At 71.0% G+C, this 21,088-nt stretch carries 22 protein-coding genes; 12 read left to right on the top strand and 10 right to left on the bottom strand.

The features are described 5' to 3' along the window. Nucleotides 1–14 precede the first annotated feature (14 nt). From ABNF97_RS06925 to ABNF97_RS06915, 3 genes are all read right to left on the bottom strand, one after another. The gene (locus ABNF97_RS06925; RefSeq protein WP_349338060.1) at nt 15–1,079 is read right to left on the bottom strand and encodes a BMP family lipoprotein; all 1,065 of its coding nucleotides are present in this window, start codon (nt 1,077–1,079) and stop codon (nt 15–17) included. Nucleotides 1,080–1,403: 324 nt separating this feature from the next. Further along, the gene (locus tag ABNF97_RS06920; RefSeq protein ID WP_130465013.1) at nt 1,404–1,745 is read right to left on the bottom strand and encodes a hypothetical protein; all 342 of its coding nucleotides are present in this window, start codon (nt 1,743–1,745) and stop codon (nt 1,404–1,406) included. Nucleotides 1,746–1,880: 135 nt separating this feature from the next. Further along, nucleotides 1,881–2,921, bottom strand: coding sequence for a hypothetical protein (locus ABNF97_RS06915; protein ID WP_349338002.1), 1,041 nt, complete (start codon nt 2,919–2,921; stop codon nt 1,881–1,883). A 121-nt stretch (nt 2,922–3,042) separates the two neighbouring features. Between ABNF97_RS06915 and ABNF97_RS06910 the strand changes: the two genes are divergently transcribed. Together ABNF97_RS06910 and ABNF97_RS06905 are read left to right on the top strand one after the other, a co-directional pair. Then, nucleotides 3,043–3,648 carry a TetR/AcrR family transcriptional regulator gene (locus tag ABNF97_RS06910; RefSeq protein WP_349338001.1) on the top strand — a complete coding sequence of 202 codons (606 nt, stop codon included), beginning with the start codon at nt 3,043–3,045 and terminating at the stop codon, nt 3,646–3,648. A 190-nt stretch (nt 3,649–3,838) separates the two neighbouring features. Beyond that, nucleotides 3,839–4,591 (top strand): DUF305 domain-containing protein, encoded by a 753-nt coding sequence (locus ABNF97_RS06905; protein ID WP_349338000.1) that lies wholly within the window; start codon nt 3,839–3,841, stop codon nt 4,589–4,591. A gap of 3 nt (nt 4,592–4,594) precedes the next feature. Here ABNF97_RS06905 and ABNF97_RS06900 read toward each other — a convergent pair whose 3' ends face one another. Next, nucleotides 4,595–4,945: a hypothetical protein gene (locus ABNF97_RS06900; RefSeq protein ID WP_349338061.1), complete on the bottom strand. Its 351-nt coding sequence runs from the start codon at nt 4,943–4,945 to the stop codon at nt 4,595–4,597. Here ABNF97_RS06900 and ABNF97_RS06895 point away from each other — a divergent pair. From ABNF97_RS06895 to ABNF97_RS06870, 6 genes are all read left to right on the top strand, one after another. Then, entirely contained in the window at nt 4,867–5,220 is a 354-nt protein-coding gene (locus ABNF97_RS06895; protein ID WP_349337999.1) for a Tn3 family transposase, read from the top strand. The genes ABNF97_RS06900 and ABNF97_RS06895 overlap by 79 nt on opposite strands. A 184-nt stretch (nt 5,221–5,404) precedes the next feature. Continuing rightward, nucleotides 5,405–5,554 (top strand): hypothetical protein, encoded by a 150-nt coding sequence (locus ABNF97_RS06890; RefSeq protein ID WP_349337998.1) that lies wholly within the window; start codon nt 5,405–5,407, stop codon nt 5,552–5,554. A 124-nt stretch (nt 5,555–5,678) separates the two neighbouring features. Next, nucleotides 5,679–6,065 (top strand): peptidase inhibitor family I36 protein, encoded by a 387-nt coding sequence (locus ABNF97_RS06885; protein WP_349337997.1) that lies wholly within the window; start codon nt 5,679–5,681, stop codon nt 6,063–6,065. 93 nt (nt 6,066–6,158) lie between these two features. Continuing rightward, nucleotides 6,159–6,836 (top strand): ABC transporter ATP-binding protein, encoded by a 678-nt coding sequence (locus ABNF97_RS06880; RefSeq protein ID WP_349337996.1) that lies wholly within the window; start codon nt 6,159–6,161, stop codon nt 6,834–6,836. Continuing rightward, nucleotides 6,833–9,130, top strand: coding sequence for an FtsX-like permease family protein (locus ABNF97_RS06875; protein WP_349337995.1), 2,298 nt, complete (start codon nt 6,833–6,835; stop codon nt 9,128–9,130). Before ABNF97_RS06880 ends, ABNF97_RS06875 begins: the two co-directional genes overlap by 4 nt. Nucleotides 9,131–9,351: 221 nt before the next feature. Beyond that, nucleotides 9,352–9,990 carry a recombinase family protein gene (locus ABNF97_RS06870; protein ID WP_349337994.1) on the top strand — a complete coding sequence of 213 codons (639 nt, stop codon included), beginning with the start codon at nt 9,352–9,354 and terminating at the stop codon, nt 9,988–9,990. Nucleotides 9,991–10,127: 137 nt separating this feature from the next. Here ABNF97_RS06870 and ABNF97_RS06865 read toward each other — a convergent pair whose 3' ends face one another. The 3 genes from ABNF97_RS06865 to ABNF97_RS06855 form a co-directional block, all read right to left on the bottom strand. After that, nucleotides 10,128–10,970: a sugar ABC transporter permease gene (locus ABNF97_RS06865; protein ID WP_349337993.1), complete on the bottom strand. Its 843-nt coding sequence runs from the start codon at nt 10,968–10,970 to the stop codon at nt 10,128–10,130. 2 nt (nt 10,971–10,972) lie between these two features. Beyond that, nucleotides 10,973–11,992, bottom strand: coding sequence for a carbohydrate ABC transporter permease (locus ABNF97_RS06860; RefSeq protein ID WP_349337992.1), 1,020 nt, complete (start codon nt 11,990–11,992; stop codon nt 10,973–10,975). Nucleotides 11,993–12,152: 160 nt separating this feature from the next. After that, nucleotides 12,153–13,457: an extracellular solute-binding protein gene (locus ABNF97_RS06855; protein ID WP_349337991.1), complete on the bottom strand. Its 1,305-nt coding sequence runs from the start codon at nt 13,455–13,457 to the stop codon at nt 12,153–12,155. A 276-nt stretch (nt 13,458–13,733) separates the two neighbouring features. On the opposite strand from ABNF97_RS06855, the gene ABNF97_RS06850 reads away from it, so the two are divergent. Together ABNF97_RS06850 and ABNF97_RS06845 are read left to right on the top strand one after the other, a co-directional pair. Then, entirely contained in the window at nt 13,734–14,807 is a 1,074-nt protein-coding gene (locus ABNF97_RS06850; RefSeq protein WP_207230645.1) for a substrate-binding domain-containing protein, read from the top strand. 125 nt (nt 14,808–14,932) lie between these two features. Continuing rightward, on the top strand, nt 14,933–16,558 hold the full coding sequence (locus tag ABNF97_RS06845) for a glycoside hydrolase family 13 protein (RefSeq protein WP_349337990.1): 1,626 nt from the start codon (nt 14,933–14,935) through the stop codon (nt 16,556–16,558). Nucleotides 16,559–16,836: 278 nt separating this feature from the next. Here the strand turns inward: ABNF97_RS06845 and sigJ are convergent, their stop codons facing one another. Continuing rightward, a complete protein-coding gene (gene sigJ, locus ABNF97_RS06840; RefSeq protein ID WP_130465020.1) occupies nt 16,837–17,721 on the bottom strand; it encodes an RNA polymerase sigma factor SigJ in 885 nt (294 codons plus the stop codon). Nucleotides 17,722–17,930: 209 nt separating this feature from the next. Here sigJ and ABNF97_RS06835 point away from each other — a divergent pair, with 209 nt between their 5' ends. Next, nucleotides 17,931–18,704 (top strand): NAD(P)H-binding protein, encoded by a 774-nt coding sequence (locus ABNF97_RS06835; protein WP_130465021.1) that lies wholly within the window; start codon nt 17,931–17,933, stop codon nt 18,702–18,704. 4 nt (nt 18,705–18,708) lie between these two features. Here the strand turns inward: ABNF97_RS06835 and ABNF97_RS06830 are convergent, their stop codons facing one another. Beyond that, nucleotides 18,709–19,152 (bottom strand): hypothetical protein, encoded by a 444-nt coding sequence (locus tag ABNF97_RS06830; protein WP_130465022.1) that lies wholly within the window; start codon nt 19,150–19,152, stop codon nt 18,709–18,711. Nucleotides 19,153–19,300: 148 nt separating this feature from the next. Next, on the bottom strand, nt 19,301–20,209 hold the full coding sequence (locus ABNF97_RS06825) for a YihY/virulence factor BrkB family protein (protein ID WP_349337989.1): 909 nt from the start codon (nt 20,207–20,209) through the stop codon (nt 19,301–19,303). Between the two features lie 177 nt (nt 20,210–20,386). On the opposite strand from ABNF97_RS06825, the gene ABNF97_RS06820 reads away from it, so the two are divergent. Continuing rightward, complete coding sequence (locus tag ABNF97_RS06820) at nt 20,387–21,085, top strand: exonuclease/endonuclease/phosphatase family protein (RefSeq protein ID WP_349337988.1); 699 nt, start codon at nt 20,387–20,389, stop codon at nt 21,083–21,085. Nucleotides 21,086–21,088: the final 3 nt, after the last annotated feature.

The following is a 21,088-nucleotide window of genomic DNA, read 5'->3' as shown; positions in this document are numbered from 1 at the left end:
GGTCGACCCGGAGGTCACTTCGGCTGGCTGGCCGAGGTGACGGTGATCGCGCCGGAGCTGATGTCGGCCTTGAGCTTGTCGATCTCGGCCTTCAGCTCCGCCGGCACCTTGCTGTCGAACTCGTGGTACGGCGCCAGCGAGACACCGTTGTCGGCCAGGGTGCCGAGGTAGCCGGGGTCGTGGGCCAGCTTGTCGCCCTTGGCCGCGCTCACCACGGCGTCCCGGACGGCGTCGGAGATGTTCTTGACGACCGTGGTCAGCAGGGCCGGGCAGTTCGGGGTGCTCTCGCAGCCGTCGACGTCGACCCAGATCACCGAGTACTTGCCGTTGGAGGCCTGCGCGGCCGCCGTGGTGCCCAGGCCGGCGCCGCCGGCCACCGGCATGACGATGTCCGCGCCCTGGGCGACCAGGGTGTCGGAGACCTTCTTGCCCTCGTCCTGCTTGACGAAGTCGTTGGTGAACGACCCGTTCTGGGTCTCCTTGTTCCAGCCCAGGACCTGGACGTTCTTGCCCTTGGTCTTGTTGTAGTGGGCCACCCCGTCGACGTAGCCGTCCATGAAGATGGTCACCGGACCGATCTTCATGCCGCCGTAGGTGCCGACCTTGCCGGTCTTGGTCATCCCGGCCGCCAGGTAACCGGCGAGGAAGGCGGCCTGCGCGGTGTCGAACTGCATCGGGAAGACGTTGCTCTCCGGCAGCTTCGCGTCGACGATGCCGAACTGCTGGTCCGGGTTCGCCTTGGCGATCTTCGATGTCGCCTCGGCCATCAGGCCGCCGACGGCGAGGATGAAGTCGCAGTCCTGGTTGACGTACTGGGTCAGGTTCGGCTCGTAGTCGGCCTCGGCCTTGGACGCCACGTACTTGATGTCGATCTTGCTGTCGGCGGCCTTGGCCGCCTCCAGGCCCGCCCAGGCGGAGGTGTTGAACGACTTGTCGTCGATGCCTCCGACGTCCGTCACCATGCACGCGGTGTACTTGTCGGCCGCGGCGCCGCCATCGTTGCTATCGCTCGGAGCCTCACCACACGCGGCGGCGCCCAGCGCGAGCCCGCCCACCGCGAATACCGAGACGATCCGCATCCCACGCACAGAGCGCAAGACGGTCTCCTTCCCATTGCACACCGCCCACCGCGGTGGCAGCCCTAAGCCGGCCTGCGCGTTGCCGCCGGCTGTCCCACGTTACGGACGGGAGCGTACGCCCGCGCCTGTCCACCGGCCGACAATCGTGCCTGACTGTTGAACGCCCGTTACCCTTACGTAACTTCAGGGTGCGCGACATCACTTCCCGGCCAGCCCGATGCGTGACCTGGATCTGTGGCCGTCACGTTTCCGCCCGTTTCCGCAGGCCGGCCAACGAGGCGGGCCGGCGGGGCCGGCTCAGTGCCAGACCAGGGCCCGGCCAGCTCAGCGCCAGAAGACCGCGACGGCGGCGTTGACCAGGGTCAGCCCGACGATCGCCAGGAAGTGGCCGCGGTTGACCTCTTCCCGCTTGCGGGAGAAGAACACCATCACGAAGATCGCCAAGGCGATGACCAGCTTGGTGCCGAGTTTCGCCGGTGCGGGCTCGTCGCCGTCCCGTAGGGGCGCTGAGAGTCCGATCCCGGTCACCAGCTGGATGACGGCGCCCCAGAGCATCATCGGGTTAATCCGGATTCGTCCGGTGACGTACTGGGCGGCGGCGCCGCCCAGCAGCAGGGCGAAACCGATTAGGTGGGCGTAGAGGAGTATCAGCCGGAGAGGTTCCACGGCCGCCATCCTCCCTCATCGCGTACCGTACGTCGCCCCCGGCCCGCTGCACACGGACCCGGGGACGACCACGGTGGGGCGTGCCGCTCCTTCCGGGATGTAGTGGCCGCGCCGAGAGGCGAGAGGTGGAGGCCGCTACATCACCGAAGTAGCCCGATCATCCACCTCGACGGCGGCGGGGGCCGTCGGGGTGGGGTGGGCCAGGGTCGGGCGGGACAGGGCGGTCAGGAGCAGGCCGGCGGCGGCATACCCGGCGAGGACCAGCAGCGGGGTGCCGACTCCGGCGCCGTCGAAGAACGCCGTCGACCGGAGCAGGGTCCCGCCGGCACCGACGGGCAGCCACTGGCCGATCTCGCCCCAGGGCTGGGGCAGCAGTTCGGGCGCCGCACCGACCGCCGAGAGCGGGTTGCCGACCAGGAAGACCAGCACCGCGCCGAGCCCGAGCCCGGCCCGGCCGAGCAGCGCGCCGAGCCCGGCGACGGTGGCCGCGACGGCCAGCCCGACCAGCCCGAGGGCGGCGCCGACAGCCAGCGTGTCGCCGGGCAGCAGGCCGAGCCAGCCCTGCAGCACCAGCGGCCCGGCGACCCCGACCAGCAGCCCGAAGCTGACCAGCCCGGCCAGCCGGGCGAGCCGGCTGCCGAGCAGCAGCACCAGCAGCGCCCCGATCACCATGCCGGTCAGCCCGAGCGGCAGGAAACCGGCGGCGAAGCCGGCGCCCCGGGGGTCGTCCGGGTCGGCCGGCACCACGTCGACCACCGGGACGGGCCGGCCTCCGGAGAACTGCCCGGCGGCCTGGCTGAGCAGGGCCGCCACCGCCGGACTGGCCGCGCTCGCGGTGTGCAGGGTCATGCCGTCCGGGCCGAGCACGAAGGCGGCGTACGCCTCGCGGTCGCGCAGCGCCCGGTCGGCGGCCGCACCGTCCGGCAGCCGGATCACGTCGAAGGCGCCCGGCGCGGCGGCGTCGAGTTGCCCGACGAGTCGGTCGGTGGCCGGGGCCGGACCGGCGACGACCACCGGCAGGTCGCGCGGCTCCAGGTTCGCCGCCGGCCCGGCGAAGAGCGGTACGAGCAGCGACTGCAACAGCACCACCGCCACGGCCAGCAGTACGGCGACCGCCAGTGGCCGGCGCGGGTGCGTCGAGGTGAGCGGCCCGGAGAGGGCGGGTGGACGAGTCATCTCGGAACCCTTCTAGAACTCATCTCGGAACCCTTCTAAAACGAATACTCGTTCTCTTTCTCAGCCTCCTCTCCCCACCTTCGTCGGTCAACGAACGAACGCTCGTTTTATACTGTGTGCCGTGCCACGCGTATCCGACGAGCACCTGGCGGCCCGGCGACGGCAGATTCTCGACGCCGCCCGGCGCTGCTTCCTGCGCAACGGCTTCCACGCCACCTCGATGCAGGACGTGATCTCCGAGGCCGGCCTCTCGGTGGGCGCCGTCTATCGCTACTTCGGCAGCAAGCAGGAGCTAGTCACCTCGATCGCCGAGTCGGTACTCGACGGCGCCGACCAGCTCTTCGAGACGCTGGCCTCGGCCGAACCGCCCCTGCCGCTGATCGAGGCGCTGGACCGGGCGCTGACCTTCGTCGAGTCCCAGACCGGCCCGGACGGCGTCCTGGCGCTCGCCATCCAGGTCTGGTCCGAGTCACTGCGCGATCCCGCGCTGGCCGAGTTCGTCGCCCGGCTCTACGGCGGCTTCCGGGCCCGCTTCGTCGTCGTGGCCAGGCGGGCCCAGCAGGCGGGCGAGCTGCCGGCCGACGCCGACGTCGAGGCGGTGGGTGCCGCGCTGTTCGGCCTGATCCCCGGCTTCGCGCTGCAACGGATCCTCGCCGGGGGCCCGGATCCGAAGACCTATCTCGACGGCGTACGCGCCCTCCTCGCCGGCGAGGGCGTGCGAGAGTAGGTGGCGGAAGCCGTCCGAACAGGACGGGCCCGTCCCGGGCGCCAGCCCGGGGCCAGGGCGTACTGGATCTTCCACGGTCCGGGCGGTGGGGCTACCATCGGCCGACCCGGGCTGACGACCCGGTCCCCGGTGCAGAGCCCCGGCTACGCCGCGACCGGCCGGCAGGGCGGACGGGAGTCACGCTGTGGTGTTGGCCAGGAACGCGACCGGCGGCACGCGCCGACCGGCGATCGTGTTTCTCGCGCTTGTCGAAACGGTGACCGTGCTGCTCGCCCTCGGCATCGCCGGGATCGCGACCAGCGGGCAGGATCGACCGGCCGCTCCCGTCGCCGCCCCGGACGCCACGACCCCGGCACCCGCCCCGTCGGTCCTGCCCCCCTCGGCCATCGGCACCGCGCCGGTGATCCGGCCCGGCCGGCCGGGCGAGTCGGCCCCGGTGCTGCGGCCGGACCAGCTCACCCCGCCGCCCGGGTCGGGGCACAACGCGGCCGACATCCGCTTCGCCACGATGATGGTGCCGCACCACGAACAGGCTCTGCGGATGGCCGCCCTGGTCCCGGACCGGGCCGGCAGCACCGGCGTGATCGCGGTCGCCGACCGGATCCGGGCCGCCCAGCGGCCCGAGGTCGAGGTGCTGCGGGGCTGGCTGCGCGACCGTGGCCTCGACTCGCTGCTCGGCGGGACCGGGCACGAGCACCCCACCATGCACGGCATGCAGAGCCCGCGGGCGATCGCCACGCTCACCGCCACGACCGGGACGGACTTCGACCGGATGTTCGTCGAGATGATGAGCGCGCACCACCAGGGCGCCATCGCGATGGCCCAGGAGGTACTCGTGCACGGTGTCGACCGGCAGCTCCGGGAGCTGGCCCGGAACATCGCCTTCGCGCAGGCCGTCGAGGTCAACCGGATGCGCGAGGTGCTCGACCCGGCGTCGAAGTGAGGCTCAGCGGGCCGAGGACAGCCGCCACACCTGGAAGGTCGGGCCGTCTCCGGGCAGCGTCAGCGCGCCGTCCGGACCCGCGCGCAGCGACTCCGCCCCGCCGTACAGGTTGACCGCCTCCGCCCCGGGCCGGACCGGCCCGGCCAGCCGCACCGGTTCGGCGGCGGCGCGCCGGGCCAGCACCAGCACCGACTCCGCCGGCGACTCGCGCAGGAAGACCAGGCTGTCCGCGTCGGCGTACGCCCAGCGCAGGCCACCGTGCCGCAGCGCCGGCAGTGACCGGCGGAGCGCGACCAGTCCCCGGTACCGCGCGAAGGTGGCTCCGTCCCAGCTCTCCGGCCGCCGCCACGGCATCGGGGTACGCGAGCCCTCGCCGTTGCGCCCGGTCAGCCCGAGTTCGTCCGCTCGGCCTGGTCCTGAACTGCATCACGCTGTGGAACACCCTCTACTTGAACCACGCCCTGGACGCGCTGCGTAGCCAGGAGTACCCGGTGCTGGAGGCCGACGCCGCCCGCCTCTCGGCGTACCAGTACAAACACATCAACGTGCACGGGCACTACTCGTTCGCCCTGCCCGACCTGGACGGCGCCCGCCGGCCGCTGCGCGACCCCGACGCCTTCGAGGAGTAGCGCCTGACCGTCGCGCCGCGTTTGACCGCGCCGCCGGCCGCCGGCGAGCTGCGTAAGCGGGTCGGTATGGACCTCGCCGAAGCCGAGATGGCCTGAAGACGCAGCCGCCCCGGCCCCGGCGAGCGAGGAAAAACGGAACGAAGATCGGCGCTAAGGCGGAAGCCCACCGCAAGGCCGCGCAGGGGTGAACCTGCGCGCAGATCGCTCGGTGGCGACCGATGACGGCTGGCAGAAGTTGCAGGATCTGATTTCGGTTGCGGCCTTGTGTGCCTGGAACATGCAGGAGTGTCCGCTGATAGGTGCAAATATTTCCCGCGCTTCATTGATCAATTGAGCGACGCCGCCGACCGCGAATTCACGTGACGTGAATAGGCATTGACGCTGCGTTGCCGCCTGGGTAGCGTCGTCGAGGTCGGCTGACAATCACTGAAGTGAATGCCAAGACGAGGGAGAGTTGAGTGAGACGATCACTCTATTCTGTTGGTACTGGTGTGGTGATGTCGCTGGCGTTGGCCACTCCCGCCGCAGCGGCTCCGGTGCAGCCGTTCACCGAGACCACCGCCTGCGACAATGGCCGTGTGTGCATGTGGGAGGACCCGTTCAAGGGCGGTAACCGGTACGTGCACTCCACGCAGACGACGTTCGACATCCCCGGATGGGACGGCGACAACGAGATCAGTTCGGCCTGGAACCGCACCAATCAGAAGCTGACGATTTTCGACAACGACAACTACACCGGCACGCGAATCTGCCTGAACGCCGGTGAGTACGTCGCGGAAATGGGACCGGAGCGCAGCTTCGACAACGAGGCGGAGAGCTACAAGCTCGCCAACAACTGTCTCTGATCGATCACAGCGACGCGCGGCGAGGGTGCTGGCCATAGATTCGTATGGCTGGCATCCTCAGCGTCGTGAGCAACTTCGGGGGTGGGCTGCAGGATGGGCATCGGTGTGGGCGCTGACGTCATCTCGAGCGACGGCCTGACCTACACGGTCGGCCAGACGGTCGCCGTGCGCGAGGCCAGCGTGCGTGTGGCAAGGGGCGAGGTCATCGCGATCACGGGCCCGTCCGGCTCGGGCAAATCCACTCTGCTGTTCCTGCTCGCGGGAGTGTTGAGCCCGGACAAGGGGTCGGTGCATCTCAACGGCGTCGACCTCGGCGCGGTCAGTGACCGCGTACGAGCCGGTTTGCGGCTGCGCCAGTGCGGCTTCGTGATGCAGTTCGGCGACCTGATACCGGAGCTGACGCTGGCCGAGAACGTGGAGCTGCCGTTGCGCCTGACCGGCGTATCCGCCCGCAAGGCCCGCGCGACCGCGGACGGACTGCTGGCTCGCCTCGGCCTCGACGGCGAGCGGAATCGCACGCCGTCGCGGGTGTCCGGTGGGCAGGCCCAGCGGGCCGCCATCGCGCGGGCGCTCGTGCACCAGCCGAGTGTTGTCTTCGCTGACGAGCCGACCGGCGCGCTGGACTCCCGCTCAGCTGCACAGTCGCTGTCAGCGCTGCTCGACCTGGCTCGCGCTGGCGGCAGCGCGCTCATCCTGGTCACCCACGCCGCCGAGGTCGCCGCCACCGCCGACCGGGTCCTGACCATGCGAGACGGCGTACTGCAAGCATGAGTTACCTGCCGTTCGTGCGGTTGGGGTTGCGGCTGTGCCGCGGCGGCGGCGCCGCTGGACTGGTCCGCCTGGTGCTGCAGGCAGCAGCGGTAGCCTTCGGCGCGTTCGTGCTCCTGGCCACCCTCGCCGCTCCAGGTGTCGCCGAGCGGCAGGACGGCCGCATCGGTGATCGAGAGCCCGTCCTGGCGACGTCAGCTGGCACGGCTGACTGTCTCAAGCTACGGACTGTCGAGGACAACATCGGCTCCCGCCCGCTACGCCGGATCGCCGTGTGGAACACCACCGCGCAGTCGCCTCGACCGCCCGGCGTGCTGGCTTGGCCAGCCGCCGGTGAGATCGTGGTGTCACCCGCCCTCGCAGAACTCATCGGCGGCGGCGACGCGCGCGCTGCCGCGAGATTCCCGCAGCGTGTCGTCGGCGTCGTTGACCCTGCGGGCTTGGTTGCGCCGGACGAACTGTTGGTCTACGTCGGCGTGCCCGCTGCCGAAGCCGACCGGGCGGGCGGCGCGCAGTGCGTCGAACGGATCGGTACGCAGGTCAGCCATCGAGGCGCCTCCTGGACTGGGACCTTCGAGGAGGTACTGCGACCGGCCGTGCTCGTGCCGGTCGGCATGGCCGTGTTCGTTCTCATCCCTCTGGGCATCTTCCTGGCGGCATCGGCACGGTTGTCGGCGGCCACCCGGGAACGACGGCTGGCCGCTCTTCGCCTACTCGGGGCTGACACCCGCCAGACGCAGGTTGTCAACGCCGTCGAGACCGGGGCGGTGGCGGCCGTCGGCGCCGCGATCGGCACCGCCGGTTGGCTGTCCGCCCGCGGCGGAACCGAACAGCTGCGTCTTGGCCACCTGCACTGGTTCGCCGAAGACCTCGTACTGTCGCCGTTCACTGTCGCGCTGACCGCAGTGGGGCTGCCACTGTTTGCCGTCGCCGTGGCCACCGGCGCGTTCGCCCGGCTGCGCGGCAACCCACTGCACGCCTTCCGCAACGCGACCAGCCGACAGCCGGCGCTGCTGCGGACTGCGCCCATCACCTGCGGAGTCGCCCTCCTGGCCGGCGCAGCGGCACTGCCCGCCACGAGGGCCTTCTGGGCGCTGTTGGCCTTCGCCACCGGCCTCGTCCTGACAGCCGTGGGACTGCCGCTGGTCACGCCGCTACTGGTGCAGACCATGTGGCGGCGCCTCAACCGGCGTCCCAGTCTCCCGCCCGCGCTGCGTATCGCCGGGCGGCGTGCCCTGGCCTCAGACGGCGCTGCGGCCCGTCTCGTCGCTACGGTAGGTGTCACTCTCTTCGCCGCGGGAATCGGCCTCGGCGCCGCGGAGCACGTCCGCCTCGCCGAGTCGTTGGCCACACCGTCCGCGCCAACCCAGCTCAAGCTCACCCTCGACGGCGCCGTGAACCCCACCGCGCTCGACGCTCTGCGCGCCACCCCAGGCATACGCGGCGCCTCCCAGTACGAATACGCCTCGGCGGAACTGGGCGCCGAGAAGCGGGCCGACGTCATGATCGCCTCCTGCGCCGACGTCCGCGGACTGTTCGACGGGGCGGAAGCATGCAGTCCTGAGCGCATCTACCGGCTGCACATCAACTCGCCCGACTTCGCCGGCGAGCCGCAACTCCCGGCGGGCGCCACCCTGCGCCTGACGCCGGCTGCGGAAACCAACTGTCCCGCGGCGCGGACCGTCGTGGCCCCCGCCGACAAGCTCGAGCTGACCCCGAAGCTGTACGCCGACCGGCCGTACCAACTGCTCATCACCACCGCTGCGAACTGCACCGCAGCGCAGACCACCACCGTTCTCCTGCGCAACGAACCACCCGTCCTGGAACGGGCCCGCCAGATCCTCGCCACACAAGCTCCCGCATCCAACATTCAGGGCTTCCTCGGCACCACCCAGGGTCTCGGAGGCGCCACCGTCACGGTAATCATCGGCGCGCTAATGGCCATCACCCTCCTGCTGTGCCTCGCCGCACTCGTCGTCATCGCCGTCGACCGGCTGATCGAACGCCGCCGGCTCACTGCGGCCCTACGGATCGTCGGAGTGCCCCGCCGAACAGAAGCCGCAGCCGACATGACAGAAGTCGCCCTCCCTCTGGTCATCTCGGCGACATTGGCAATGGCGGCGACCGCAGGTGCCGTCCACGTCGCCATCGAGATCACCGGGGTCAGCACACGCCGGTTCGGGCAGATCCTGCTCACACAGGTTGGCCTCACCGCAGCCGCCGTCGTGCTGCTCACCGCGGTCGCCTACGTCGGCACCCTGCTCAGAACCAGCAGCGAAGACCTCCGGCGCGAGTAACACCGGGAAGCTCTTGGGAGCTGTCTCGATCCGGCGTTCCAGCGGCAGCCCGAGCGGCTGATGACGATGGAGACACCGCGTCCCGTAAACGCTCCTTTCCGGGACGACCCATCAAGATCAACTCTGTGAGGCGTTCGCCCAGGACGGCGAGTCCCGAAACCCGTCCCAGAACCGGCGTGTCCAAGCCGGGATTACGGGACGTTTCCGGGACGATCGGCGACATGACCGAAGTCCCCGCCCGTGCCGCCGCGGCGCCGCCACGCCCGCACAACCGGATCCGCGTCGGCTACGCCCGGGTCAGCACCCGCGAGCAAGACCACGACTCTCAACTCGACGACCTCCACGCCGCACACTGCCGCGAGATCATCATCGAGACCGCGAGCACCCGCGGCGACCGCCCCAAACTGCGCGCAGCCCTGGACGCCCTGCGCCCCGGCGACACCCTCGTCCTCCACCGCCCCGACCGGGTCGCCCGCTCTATGAAGGAACTGCTCGTCTTCCTCGAAGACGAACTCCACGCCCGCGACATCACCCTGGAAATCCTCACCGGCATCTGCGCCGGCGTGCACCGCCCCGGCGGCGCCACCCTCGCCGACCGGCTCCTGTTCGCCGTCGCCGCCCTCGCCGCCGAGATGGAACGCGAACTGATCCGCGACCGCACCCTCGACGGACTACGCGCCGCAGCCGCCGCCGGCCGACACGGCGGACGCCCCGCCACCGTCACCGACGACATTCTCGCCATCGCCCGCGCCCGCCAGGCCCGCGGCGAATCCGTCACCACCATCGCCAGACACCTCAGCGTCGGCCGCTCCACCCTGTACCGGGCACTACAACCCCCCGACCAGTCGATTACGGCTTAGCGCCGGATCCACTGCCATTGGTCCCCAAGGGCCGACCTCGACGGTGTCGCCGAGCGCCGGGGCCTGCTCCGGCACGTGCAGCACCGAGCCGTCGTGGTGTGGCCGCGGCCGTCCGTCCGGTGTCGCCATCGGCCCGGTCATCCCTTGGTGCCGCCGCCGGTCAGCCCGGAGACCAGGTGCCGCTGGGCGTAGAGGAAGACCAGCCCGGCCGGGATGGTGACCAGCACCGCCGCCGAGGTGAGGTACTCCCACTGCGGGTTGAACTGCGGTACGAACTGCTGGAGCCCGTACGCCAGGGTGAAGTTCCGGTCCTCCTGGATGAAGGCGGAGGCGTACGCCACCTCGCCCCAGGCGGTGAGGAAGGCGTAGAAGCCGGTGACCGCCAGCGCCGGCCGGGCCAGCGGCAGCACGATCCGCCAGAAGATCCCGTACGGTCCGCAGCCGTCGAGCGCCGCCGCCTCGTCGAGGGCGGTGGGGATGGAGTCGAAGTAGCCCTTGAGCATCCAGGCGCAGAACGGCACCGCGATGGTCAGGTTCGCGATGATCAGCGAGGTCGGCGTGTTGATCAACCCCAGCCGGGCCATGATCATGTAGATCGGCACGATCAGGATGGCGACCGGGAACATCTGGGTGACCAGGAAGACGGTCATCAGTGGCCGCCGGCCCGGGAAGTTGAACCGGGAGACCGCGTAGCCGGTGGTGGCGGCGAGGAAGATCCCGAAGAGCATGGTGAACGCGGCGACCAGCACCGAGTTGCCGAACCAGCGCAGGAAGCTCGTCTCGCCCAGCACGTACGCGTAGTTGGCCAGCGTCGGGTCCTTGACCAGGCTCAACTCGCTGCTCTGCACCGCGTGGCCGGGCTTGAAGGAGGAGAGCAGCACCCAGAGGATCGGGCCGACCGCGATCAGCGAGGCGACGATCAGCGTGCCGTGCAGCCCCACCGACCGCAGCGGGCTCCGGCCGGTACCGGATCGGCGCATGCTCACCACACCTCCCCCTGCTTGCGCAGTGCCCGCCGGTAGAAGACCGAGAAGACGAGCAGGATGGACAGGATCAACACCCCGTAGGTCGAGGCGAGCGAGTAGTTCCGGATCCCCTCGAAGGCGGCCCGGTAGGCCCCGGTCACCAGGATGTCGGTCTGCCCGGCCGGCTGGCCCTCGGTGACCAGGAAGATGATCGGGAACATGTTGAAGGTCCAGATGGTGCCGAGCAGCAGCACCGTCATGCTGACCGGGCGCAGGCCGGGCAGGGTGACGTTGACGAAGCGCTGCCACGGGCTGGCGCCGTCGATCTCGGCCGCCTCGTACAGCTCGCCGGGGATGGTCTGCATGCCACCGAGCAGCGCCACCATCATGAACGGCACCCCGAGCCAGATGTTGGTGACGATCGCGGTGAACAGCGAGGTCCACCGGTTGGCGAACCAGTCGACCGGGTCGACGCCGACGGCGGTGAGCAGCGAGTTGGCCAGCCCGAACCGCTCGTTGAAGATGAACTTCCAGGCGAAGGCGCTGACGAAGGCCGGCACCGCCCACGGCAGCACCAGCAGGACCCGGTAGAACCCGCGCAGCCGCATCGGCCGGTTCAGCATGGTGGCCAGGCCGAGCCCGAGCCCGTAGTGGAACGCCACGCAGACGGAGGTCCAGATCAGCGTGACCCCGGTCCACTGCCAGAACTCACCCACCTCGCCGGTGAGCACCCGGGCGTAGTTGTCCAGCCCGACGAACTCCCACCGGTTGGGGTTCTCCTTGCAGACCTCGCCCCCGGTGATCGATCTGGTGCAGACCTCGGCCACCTGGTTGGCCTCGGTCAGGTTGGTCAGCGAGAGCCAGATGCCGCGGGCCAGCGGATAGAAGATCAGTACCGCGAGTACCAGCACGACGGGGAGCACCATCGCCCAGGCGTACCAGTGCCGGTCCCAGCTTCGGCGCAGCCGGGACGGGCCGGCGGGGCGGCGGCCGGGCGGCGCGGGCGCCGGCGCCGGGCCGGCGGTCACGGTGGTCATCAGCAGCGCTCCAGGAAGGGAGCCCGGCAGGGCCGCCGGCCAGCGCCGTCGGCCCCGCCGGGTGCCGGAGGGATTCGGCCGGCCCGAGCCGGCGCGGAGGTTCGGCCGGCCCGAGCCGGCGCGGAGGTTCGGCCGGCCGGAGCCGGCGCCGATGGTGGGATCACATGCCGTACGCGGGCACGACCTCGGACTTGTACTTCTCGGCGACCTCGTCCAGGGCCGCCTTCGGGTCCTTGTTCTGCACCAGGACCTGGGTGGCCATCTGGTCCAGCGGGCCGAAGAACTGGCCACCCTCCGGGATCCACGGCCGCGGCACCGCCGACTCGACGACCGGCCGGAACGCCGAGATGACCGGGTTGTTCTTCACCGTGTCCAGCTCGTACGCCGACTTGCGGGTCGGCAGCAGGCCGAGCTTGTCGGCGAGGAAGCCCTGCGACTCCGCCGAGCTCATGAACTTGACGAACGCGATCGCCGCCTCGACCTTCTCCTGTGGCATGCCGGACCAGATTACGTAGTTGTGCCCGCCGACCGGCGCACCGGCCTTGGCCGAGCCGGCCGGGACCGGGGCGATGCCGAGGTTCTCCAGCCCGCCGAAGGTCGGGGCGCTCTTGACGTTGTTGACCTCCCACGGCCCATTGATGATCATCGCGACCTTCTTCTCCTTGAAGAGGGTCATCATGGTGCCGTACGCGTCGTTGGCGGCCGGCTTCGGCGCGGCGCCACTGGCGATCAGGTCCTTGGCGACGTTCAGGCCGGCGACGTTCTGCGCGGAGTTGACGACGATCTTCTTGGCGTCGGCGTCGACCAGGTCGCCGCCCTCGCCGTACATGAAGGGCAGCATGAAGTAGCCGGCCGGGTTGACGTAAACGCCGTCCACGCCGGTCTTCTCCTTGACCGCCAGTGCGGCGGTCTTCAGGTCCGCCCAGGTCGCCGGTGGCGAGCTGATGCCGGCCTTGGCCAGCAGTTCCTTGTTGTAGAGCAGGGCGAGCGAGTCGGTGACCTGCGGTACGCCGTACGTCTTGCCGTCGTACTTGTCCGCCGAGAGCGGGGTGGGCAGGAAGTCGGACTCGTCGGCGGTCAGCTCCGAGCCGTCGAGGGCGTAGAGGTAGCCGAGCGAGGCGAACTCCGGCACCCAGGCGACCTCGGCGCGCAGGATGTCCGGAGCACCGGTCTTGGCCTGTGCGGCGGTCTTGAACTTGTTCTGCGCCTCACCGAACGGCACCGACTGATAGTTGATCTTGACGTTCGGGTACGTCTGGTTGAACTTCGCGACGAGTTCCTGGAAGGCCGGTCCCTCGTTCTTCGGATCCGAGGTGTCCCACCAGGTCAGGTCTGCTTTAAGGGCGGCGGGATCGGTCTTGGCGCCCGACTCCCCCGACTTGTCGTCCTCGCCGCCGCAGGCGGCGAGCGTCAGAGCAAGGGTCGTGCAGGCGAGTACGACGATCCCTCTGGCTGTGCGACGCATCTAGCGCTCCTCGTTCTGCCGTCCGGGTATCGGCGGGACAGTAGCAAGGAGTTGCCGGTTACGAAACCCCTTGCAAACCTCCTTGCAACAACCGTCGCCCAGTCGTCACCTGGCGGGGTAATTGATCCCTTTCGCAGGTGCCCGCCCGGCCCGTGTAGAGCCCGCCGTACCGGCATCGTCAGCGCGCCGGCAGGCGGGGCCGGTGCGACACGGACCGGCTCTGCAAGTACTTGCGGTGGGCTTCGCAAGAATCGACTCGTGGGCTACAGTTCCGCCATGCGTGCACGACTGGCCGACATCGCCCAGCAGGCCGAGGTGAGCGAGGCCACGGTGTCGCGGGTGCTCAACGACCGCCCCGGGGTGGCGCCGGAGACCCGACAGGCCGTACTCACCGCGCTCGACGTACTCGGCTACGAACGCCCGGCCCGGCTCCGCAAGCGCAGTGCCGGGCTGGTCGGGCTGGTCGTGCCGGAGCTGGAGAACCCGATCTTCCCGGCCTTCGCCCAGGTCGTCGAGTCCGGGCTGGCCCAGGCCGGCTACACCTCGGTGCTCTGCACCCAGACCCCCGGCGGGGTCACCGAGGACGAGTACGTCGAGATGCTGCTGGACCGGCAGGTCTCCGGGATCGTCTTCGTCTCCGGCCTGCACGCCGACACCGCCGCCGATCCGGCGCGCTACCGCACGCTGATCGCCCGGCCGCTGCCGATCGTGCTGGTCAACGGCTATCAGCCCGGCCTGCCGGCGCCCTTCGTCTCCTGCGACGACCGGGAGGCGGGCGAGCTGGCCGTGGCCCACCTGGTCGCGCTCGGACATCGCCGGATCGGCCTGATCACCGGGCCGGGCCGGTTCGTGCCGGTACAGCGGAAGGTGGCCGGTTTCAAGGCCGCGATGAAGCGGCTGGTCGGGCTGGCCGACGCCGAGCTGGACGAGCTGGCCGAACTGTCACTGTTCGGTGTGGAGGGTGGCGAGGTGGCCGCCGCCCGGTTGCTCGACCGGGGCGTGACCGGGCTGGTCTGCGGCTCCGACCTGATGGCGCTGGGCGCGATCCGGGCGGCCCGGCAGCGCGGCCTGTCGGTGCCGGCCGACCTCTCGGTGGTCGGCTACGACGACTCGCCGCTGATGGCGTTCACCGATCCGCCGCTGACCACGATGCGGCAGCCGGTCACCGCGATGGCGGTCGCGGCGGTACGCGCGCTGGTCGACGAGATCCACGGGCACGCCGCGCCGCACTCGGAGTACATCTTCCGGCCGGAGCTGGTGGTGCGGGGCTCGACCGCGGTCGTGCCGGGGGTGCTGGACAAGCCGGTGGGCCGGCCCGGGCCGCCGGCCGACCTGCCGCTGCCGGTCTGATCCGGCCGGCTCGCAGAGCAGCTCCGGCAGGTTCTTGCGCAAGGATTGCTTGACTCTTGCAGAGCCGACCGGGCATCCTGCCTTGACCCGCCCGGCATTCCCATGCCCGACGAACGGACAACCGCATGACTCTCTCCTTCACACCGAGCCGGCCCGAGGACTGGTGGAAGTCCGCGGTCGTCTACCAGGTCTACGTCCGCAGCTTCGCCGACCACGACGGCGACGGCATCGGCGACCTGGCCGGGGTACGCAGCCGCCTGCCGTACCTGCGCGACCTCGGCGTCGACGCGCTCTGGCTGACCCCGTTCTATCGCTCACCGATGGTGGACGGCGGCTACGACGTCGCCGACTACCGGGACGTGGACCCGATCTTCGGCGAGCTGGCCGACTTCGACCAGATGATCACCGACGCCCACGCGCTCGGGCTGCGGATCATCGTCGACATCGTGCCGAACCACACCTCCGACGCGCATCCGTGGTTCGTCGCCGCCCTGGCCGGTCCGCCCGGCTCGGCCGAGCGGGACCGCTACCTGTTCCGGGACGGCCGGGGCGCCGGCGGCGAACTCCCGCCGAACGACTGGGAGTCGATCTTCGGCGGTCCGGCCTGGACCCGGGTCCCGGACGGCCAGTGGTACCTGCACCTCTTCGACCCGGCCCAGCCCGACCTGAACTGGCGGCACCCCGAGGTACGCAGCGAGTTCTCCGACGTACTCCGGTTCTGGCTCGACCGTGGCGTGGACGGGTTCCGGATCGACGTGGCACACGGGATGATCAAGGCGGACGGGCTGCCGGACGTCGGCGACGGCGTACCGGCCGGCCAGCGCCAGGTCGAACTCCTGGGCCGGGCCCGGCTGCCCTACTTCGACCAGGACGAGGTGCACGACATCTACCGGGCCTGGCGGCCCATCCTGGACAGCTACCCGGGCGGCCGGATGGCGGTCGCCGAGGCGTGGGCCGAGACCCCGCAGCGGTTGGCCCGTTACGTCGGCCCGGACGAGCTGCACCAGGCGTTCAACTTCGACTTCCTCGACGCCACCTGGTCGGCCGACTCGTTCCGCAAGGTCGTCGACACCGCGCTGGCCGAGTCGGCGATCGTCGGCGCGCCGACCACCTGGGTGCTCTCCAACCACGACAAGCAGCGACACGTCACCCGGTACGGCGACGGCGCGCTGGGACTGCGTCGGGCCCGGGCGGCCGCCCTGCTGATGCTCGCGCTGCCCGGCAGCGCCTACCTCTACCAGGGCGAGGAACTCGGCCTGCCGGAGGTGCTCGACCTGCCGGACGAGCTGCGCCAGGATCCCGCGTTCCGGCGCACCGGCGAGAGCCGGGACGGCTGCCGGGTACCGCTGCCGTGGAGCGGCGACGTCCCGCCGTACGGCTTCGGCCCGGCCGGTGGCGCCCCGGCCTGGCTGCCGGCCCCGCCCACCTGGCGGGCCCGCTCGGTCGCTGCCCAGACCGGTGACCCGGACTCGACCCTGGAGCTGTACCGGGCGGCGCTCCGGCTGCGGCGCGAGCACGCCGCCCCGGCCGGCCCGGGCGCGGTGACCTGGCTGGACGGTGAGCCGGACGTGCTCGCCTTCAGCCGGCCTGCGGCGGGCACGACGGAGCTGGTCTGCGTGGTCAACTTCGGCGACGAGCCGGTCGACGTCGATCGTTACGGGACGCCGATCCTGCGCAGCCAGCCGGCCGCCGAGCCGGCGGGACTGCCGACCGACACGGCGGGGTGGTTCATCCGGCCGGTAACCGGGTAACCCGCTATCGACCTGGTCGTCCGCCGCGCTTCGCGCCGACGGGCGGCCAGGGCGGCGACCCCTTTGTGGTGGAGGGGATGGTGGTACCGGTGCCCCGGGAGCGCGCGCTCCCGGGGCACCGGTGCGTTCCCCGGCGCTGTTCCCGGGCCCTGGCGGCGTTCCGGTTCGGCAGTTGCCGGCGGTCTCCCGCCCGCCCGGGCGCCGGCGGCGCCAGTCGTCCGGCTGCGCCAGTCGTCCGGCTGCGCCAGTCGTCCGGCTGCGCCAGTCGTCCGGCTGCGTCAGTCGTCGTCCAGTGCGAGGTCGAGCCGGCGCAGGCGATCCGGGTCGGCGATGACGTCGATGGCGGCGATCCTTCCGTCGGTGACCGTGAAGGCCATGACCGACAACGGCCGTCCGGCGGCGGTGGTGACGACTCCGGCGGCTCCGTTGACCAGGACGGGGCGCGCGAGCGGGGAGAGCCGACCGAACGTGGCGGCCTGGGCGGCCACCTCGCGGGCGCCGTTGATCACCGTGGTCTGGCGGCGGCGCGCGGTGCCGCCGTCGGAGCGGAGCACGACGTCCGGGTGGAGCACGGCGACGAGCGCGTCGAAGTCGCCGTCGCGGGCGGCGGCCAGGAACGCGTCGACCACCCGGCGCTGGCGGGCGAGGTCCGGGTCGGGGGCCGGTGCGCGGCCCTGCACGCGGCGACGGGCACGGCTGGCAAGTTGCCGGGCCGCCTCCGGAGTGCGGTCGACCATCGCACCGATCTCGTCGAACGGCACCGCGAACATGTCGTGGAGCACGAACGCCAGTCGCTCGGTCGGGGTCAGGGTGTCGAGCACCACCAGCAGGGCCAGCCCGACCGAGTCGGCCAGCACCGCGGCATGTTCGGGGTCGTCCGGACCGGCCGGTGTGACGATCGGGTCGGGCACTCGCACGTCGAGGGATTCCTCGCGGCGGTGCCGGCGGTCGCGCAGCGTGTTCAGGCAGACCCTGGCGACCACCGTGGTCAGCCAGGCGGCGAGGTTGTCCACCTCGCTGGTGTCGGTGCGGGCCAGCCGCAACCACGCCTCCTGCAGGGCGTCGTCGGCCTCGGTGAGTGACCCGAGCATCCGGTAGGCGACCGCACGTAGGTGCGGCCGGTTCTGCTCGAACCGGTCGGCCAGCCAGGTGTCCTCGCCCATGTCGCGTCCTTTCCCGCGGGATCCACCCCCTCGACCCGCCCGGCCCGGCGGACGTGACAGCGCGGCCCCGACCAGCACGGCGATGTGGCCTGCGTCACTGCCGTCACGTTCCCGGTCGTCGTGGGGTCGAGGCGGTGACACCCGATCGAAAGAACCTAGCGGAGGCGACCGCAGCCCGGCCCGCGCTCCGTACCCCTGTGGAGGACGCCATGAACTCACCCATCCTGGTCACCGGCGGCACCGGCACCCTCGGCCGACTGGTCACCCCGCTGCTGCGCGAGGCCGACTACCCGGTGCGCGTCCTCAGCCGCCGCGGCGGACCTGCCGGCGACGGCGTCGAGCAGGTCACCGCCGACCTGCTCGCCGACCGGGACCTCGGCGGCGTGCTGGAGGGTGTCGAGACGGTCGTGCATCTGGCCGGCGGGCCCAAGGGCGACGACCGCGCGACCGGCAACCTGGTCCGGGCGGCGCAGCGGGCCGGGGTCCGGCACCTGGTGTACATCTCGGTCACCGGCGCCGACCGGGTGCCGCTGGGATACTTCCGGGCCAAGCTCGGTGCCGAGCGGGCGATCGCCGAATCCGGCCTGCGGTGGACGATCCTGCGCGCGGCGCAGTTCCACGACCTGCTGCTGACCGTGGCGGAGAAGATGGCGAAGCTGCCGGTGATCCCCGCCCCCGGCGCGGTGCGATTCCAGCCGGTGGACTCCCGCGAGGTGGCGGCCCGGCTGGTCGACCTCGCGCTCGGCGCGCCGGCCGGCCTGGTGCCCGACCTGGCCGGGCCGAAGGTGTACTCGATGGCGGAGCTGATCCGCGGATACCTCCGGGCGCACGGCAGGCGCCGGCCGTTCGTGCCGGTGCCGATGCCGGGCAAGGCCGGCCGCGCCTACCGGGCCGGAGACAACCTTGCCCGGCAGGGCGCCACATTCGGAACCCGGACCTGGGAGATCTTCCTGGCCGAACGAATGTCCCAGGCCGCGCTGTAGGCCTTCAGGAGGGGCGGCCGAGCATCGCGGCGATCCGGGCGATGCCGGCGCGTACCTCGGTCGGATCCGGGGGTTGCCGGGGCTGCGCCGGTGCCCGGGTGCTCTCGCCGATCACCTCCTCCTCGCCGAGTTCCTCGTAGTCGCCGTAGATACTGGTGTCGTCGAGGTCCGCCGCCTCGTCCTCGGCCTCGACGGCGATCTGCGCGGCGGCGATCTCGGCCCGGATCTCCTCGGCGGAGACCCGGGGCAGCAGCGGCTCGACCACCGCCATCAGCTCCTCGTCGGCGACCACCGACTCGGCCAGGGCCAGCGCGTGGGGCCGCTCGTACGGGCCGCAGACGACCGGTTCCCACTCCTCGTCGTCGTCGAGCGGCCCGAAGGTGATGATCCAGGGCAGCGCGAGGATCGGAGAGTCGTCCGGCAGGTCCAACGTCACTAGTGCGCCCACGCGACTCATCATCGCGGCGATCTCGGCGCTATTTGTGGCTTTTGCCGGAATCATCGGTCCGTCCCTTTCCGCGGATCCGATCACGCTCGGCCAACACCGGCGGCCCAGGCGCCCGGTGCCGGTCGGCAACGACCCGGCGTACCCGCCCTCACTCCGTCGACGGCGGGTACGGCCGGGCCGGATCGGGCACCTCCGGCGCCCCGGCCAGGTCCCGGACCCGCCCCTGATGGCTGGTCGCCGCGAGCGCCGCACCGAACAGCAGCAACTGGTTGAGCAGATAGAGATAGATCAGCAGGCCGACGGCGCCGGCCACCACCGTGTACGCCGGATTCCGCTCCCAGCGCACCACATAGAACCGGCCGACCGAGTTCAGCAGCGTCACACCCACCGCCACCAGCAGCACCGCCGGCAGCCACCGCCGGAAACTCATCCGCAGCCGGGGTACGGCGAGCAGCAGCGCCGAGGCCAGCAGCATGTTGACCAGGAAGCCCAGCAGCCAGCTACAGATCGTGAGCACGATCGAACGCGCACCCAGCAGCCAGCTCAACAGCGACTCCAGCGCGTCCACGGCACCGATCGAGAGCCCGAGCAGCACGAAGATCACCAGTAGTACCGCCAGGTCGACGAGTTGGCGCAGCACGACGTAGCCCGGATGCTGGTCCAGGCCGTGGATCAACCGCTGCGAGGAGCGGATCGACTCGACCCAGCCGATGCCGGTGATCGCCAGCAGGATCAGCCCGATGACCCCGGGGCGGCCACTGCTCTCCCGGATCTGCTCGGCGTCGACGAACGGCAGGTTCCGGGTGAGGAAGTCGACGACCACCTCACCGCTCTCGGCGCTGTTCCCGAGCAGCGCGCCCAGCACCGCATACGCCACCAGGCCGAGCGCGAAGACGGCGAAGAAGCCGTAGTAGGCGATCGCCGCCGCCAGCCGGGCGCCGAGCACGTCCGTGTACCGACCCACCGCCCGGGCGAGGTGGTCGAACCACGGCGCCTGCCGGCGGTACGCCGTCAGCCGTGCGTTGGCGCGCAGCACCACCCGCTCGAAGGCGTTCACGCCGCCATCCTTGCCCATCACCGCCCGGTCTGGTCGCCGTCGACACGGTACTCGGACACCTGGCGGCCAGCATCGCCGCTCCTGGCACCCGGCACGGGCGGGCCCGGCAGCGATCCGGCGGACGAGCAAAGATGGAAATAAGTCGAATCCTGACCTAGCCTTGTCAGGGTGACCTGGATGGATTATGGACAGGTCGAGGCGCTGGCGCTCCAGGTGGGCGCGGCGGCCGAGGAGCTGTCCGGCGGAGGTGCCGGCCTCGGCGCGACCCCGGAGATCGGCGTCGCCATGCCGCTGCCGTTCGGGCACGGTCCGGTGTTCGCCACGGCGCCCGCCTTCGGCAACACCGATTCCGCCGGCGACTGCCTTTCGGAATTTCACCGGTTGCACGCCCTGGCCGGCAGCACGCTCTCGGGGCTGACCCAGGTCCTGGACGAGGACGTGGTCCGGCTGGGCGAGGCGGTCGCCACGTTCCGGCAGATGGATCACGCGGCCGCCGACCGGATGTTCGCCGCCTCGGGCCAGAGCATGAGCCTCTACAGCGCGCACGTGCACAGCGACGGCAGCAATGACGACGACCTTGTCCGGGCCGGCCAGATCGAGCGGTTACGCGAGTCGATCGACGGACCGGCGATCCTGGGCGCCGATCTCAACACCGAACTGGACAACGACAACCAGTCGGCCGCGGCCGTCGCGGCGTACGGCGACCACGGGTTCGAGGTGGAGGCCGGCGAGGTCGGCGGCACCTCGCACTCGGGGCGCAGCATCGACTACGTGATGCCGACCGACGGGGTGTCGGTGGAGAACCCCACCCGGGTCGACGGCGGCCCGTCCGACCACGACGGCCAGCGGGTCGACGTGACCATCCCCCGCTGGTAGGCC

It is taken from the genome of Plantactinospora sp. B6F1 (genome assembly GCF_040120695.1).
In the GTDB taxonomy this organism is placed as follows: Bacteria; Actinomycetota; Actinomycetes; order Mycobacteriales; family Micromonosporaceae; genus Plantactinospora.
Note: the sequence above shows the minus strand (reverse complement) of the source record. Positions and strands in the feature narration are given on the sequence as shown.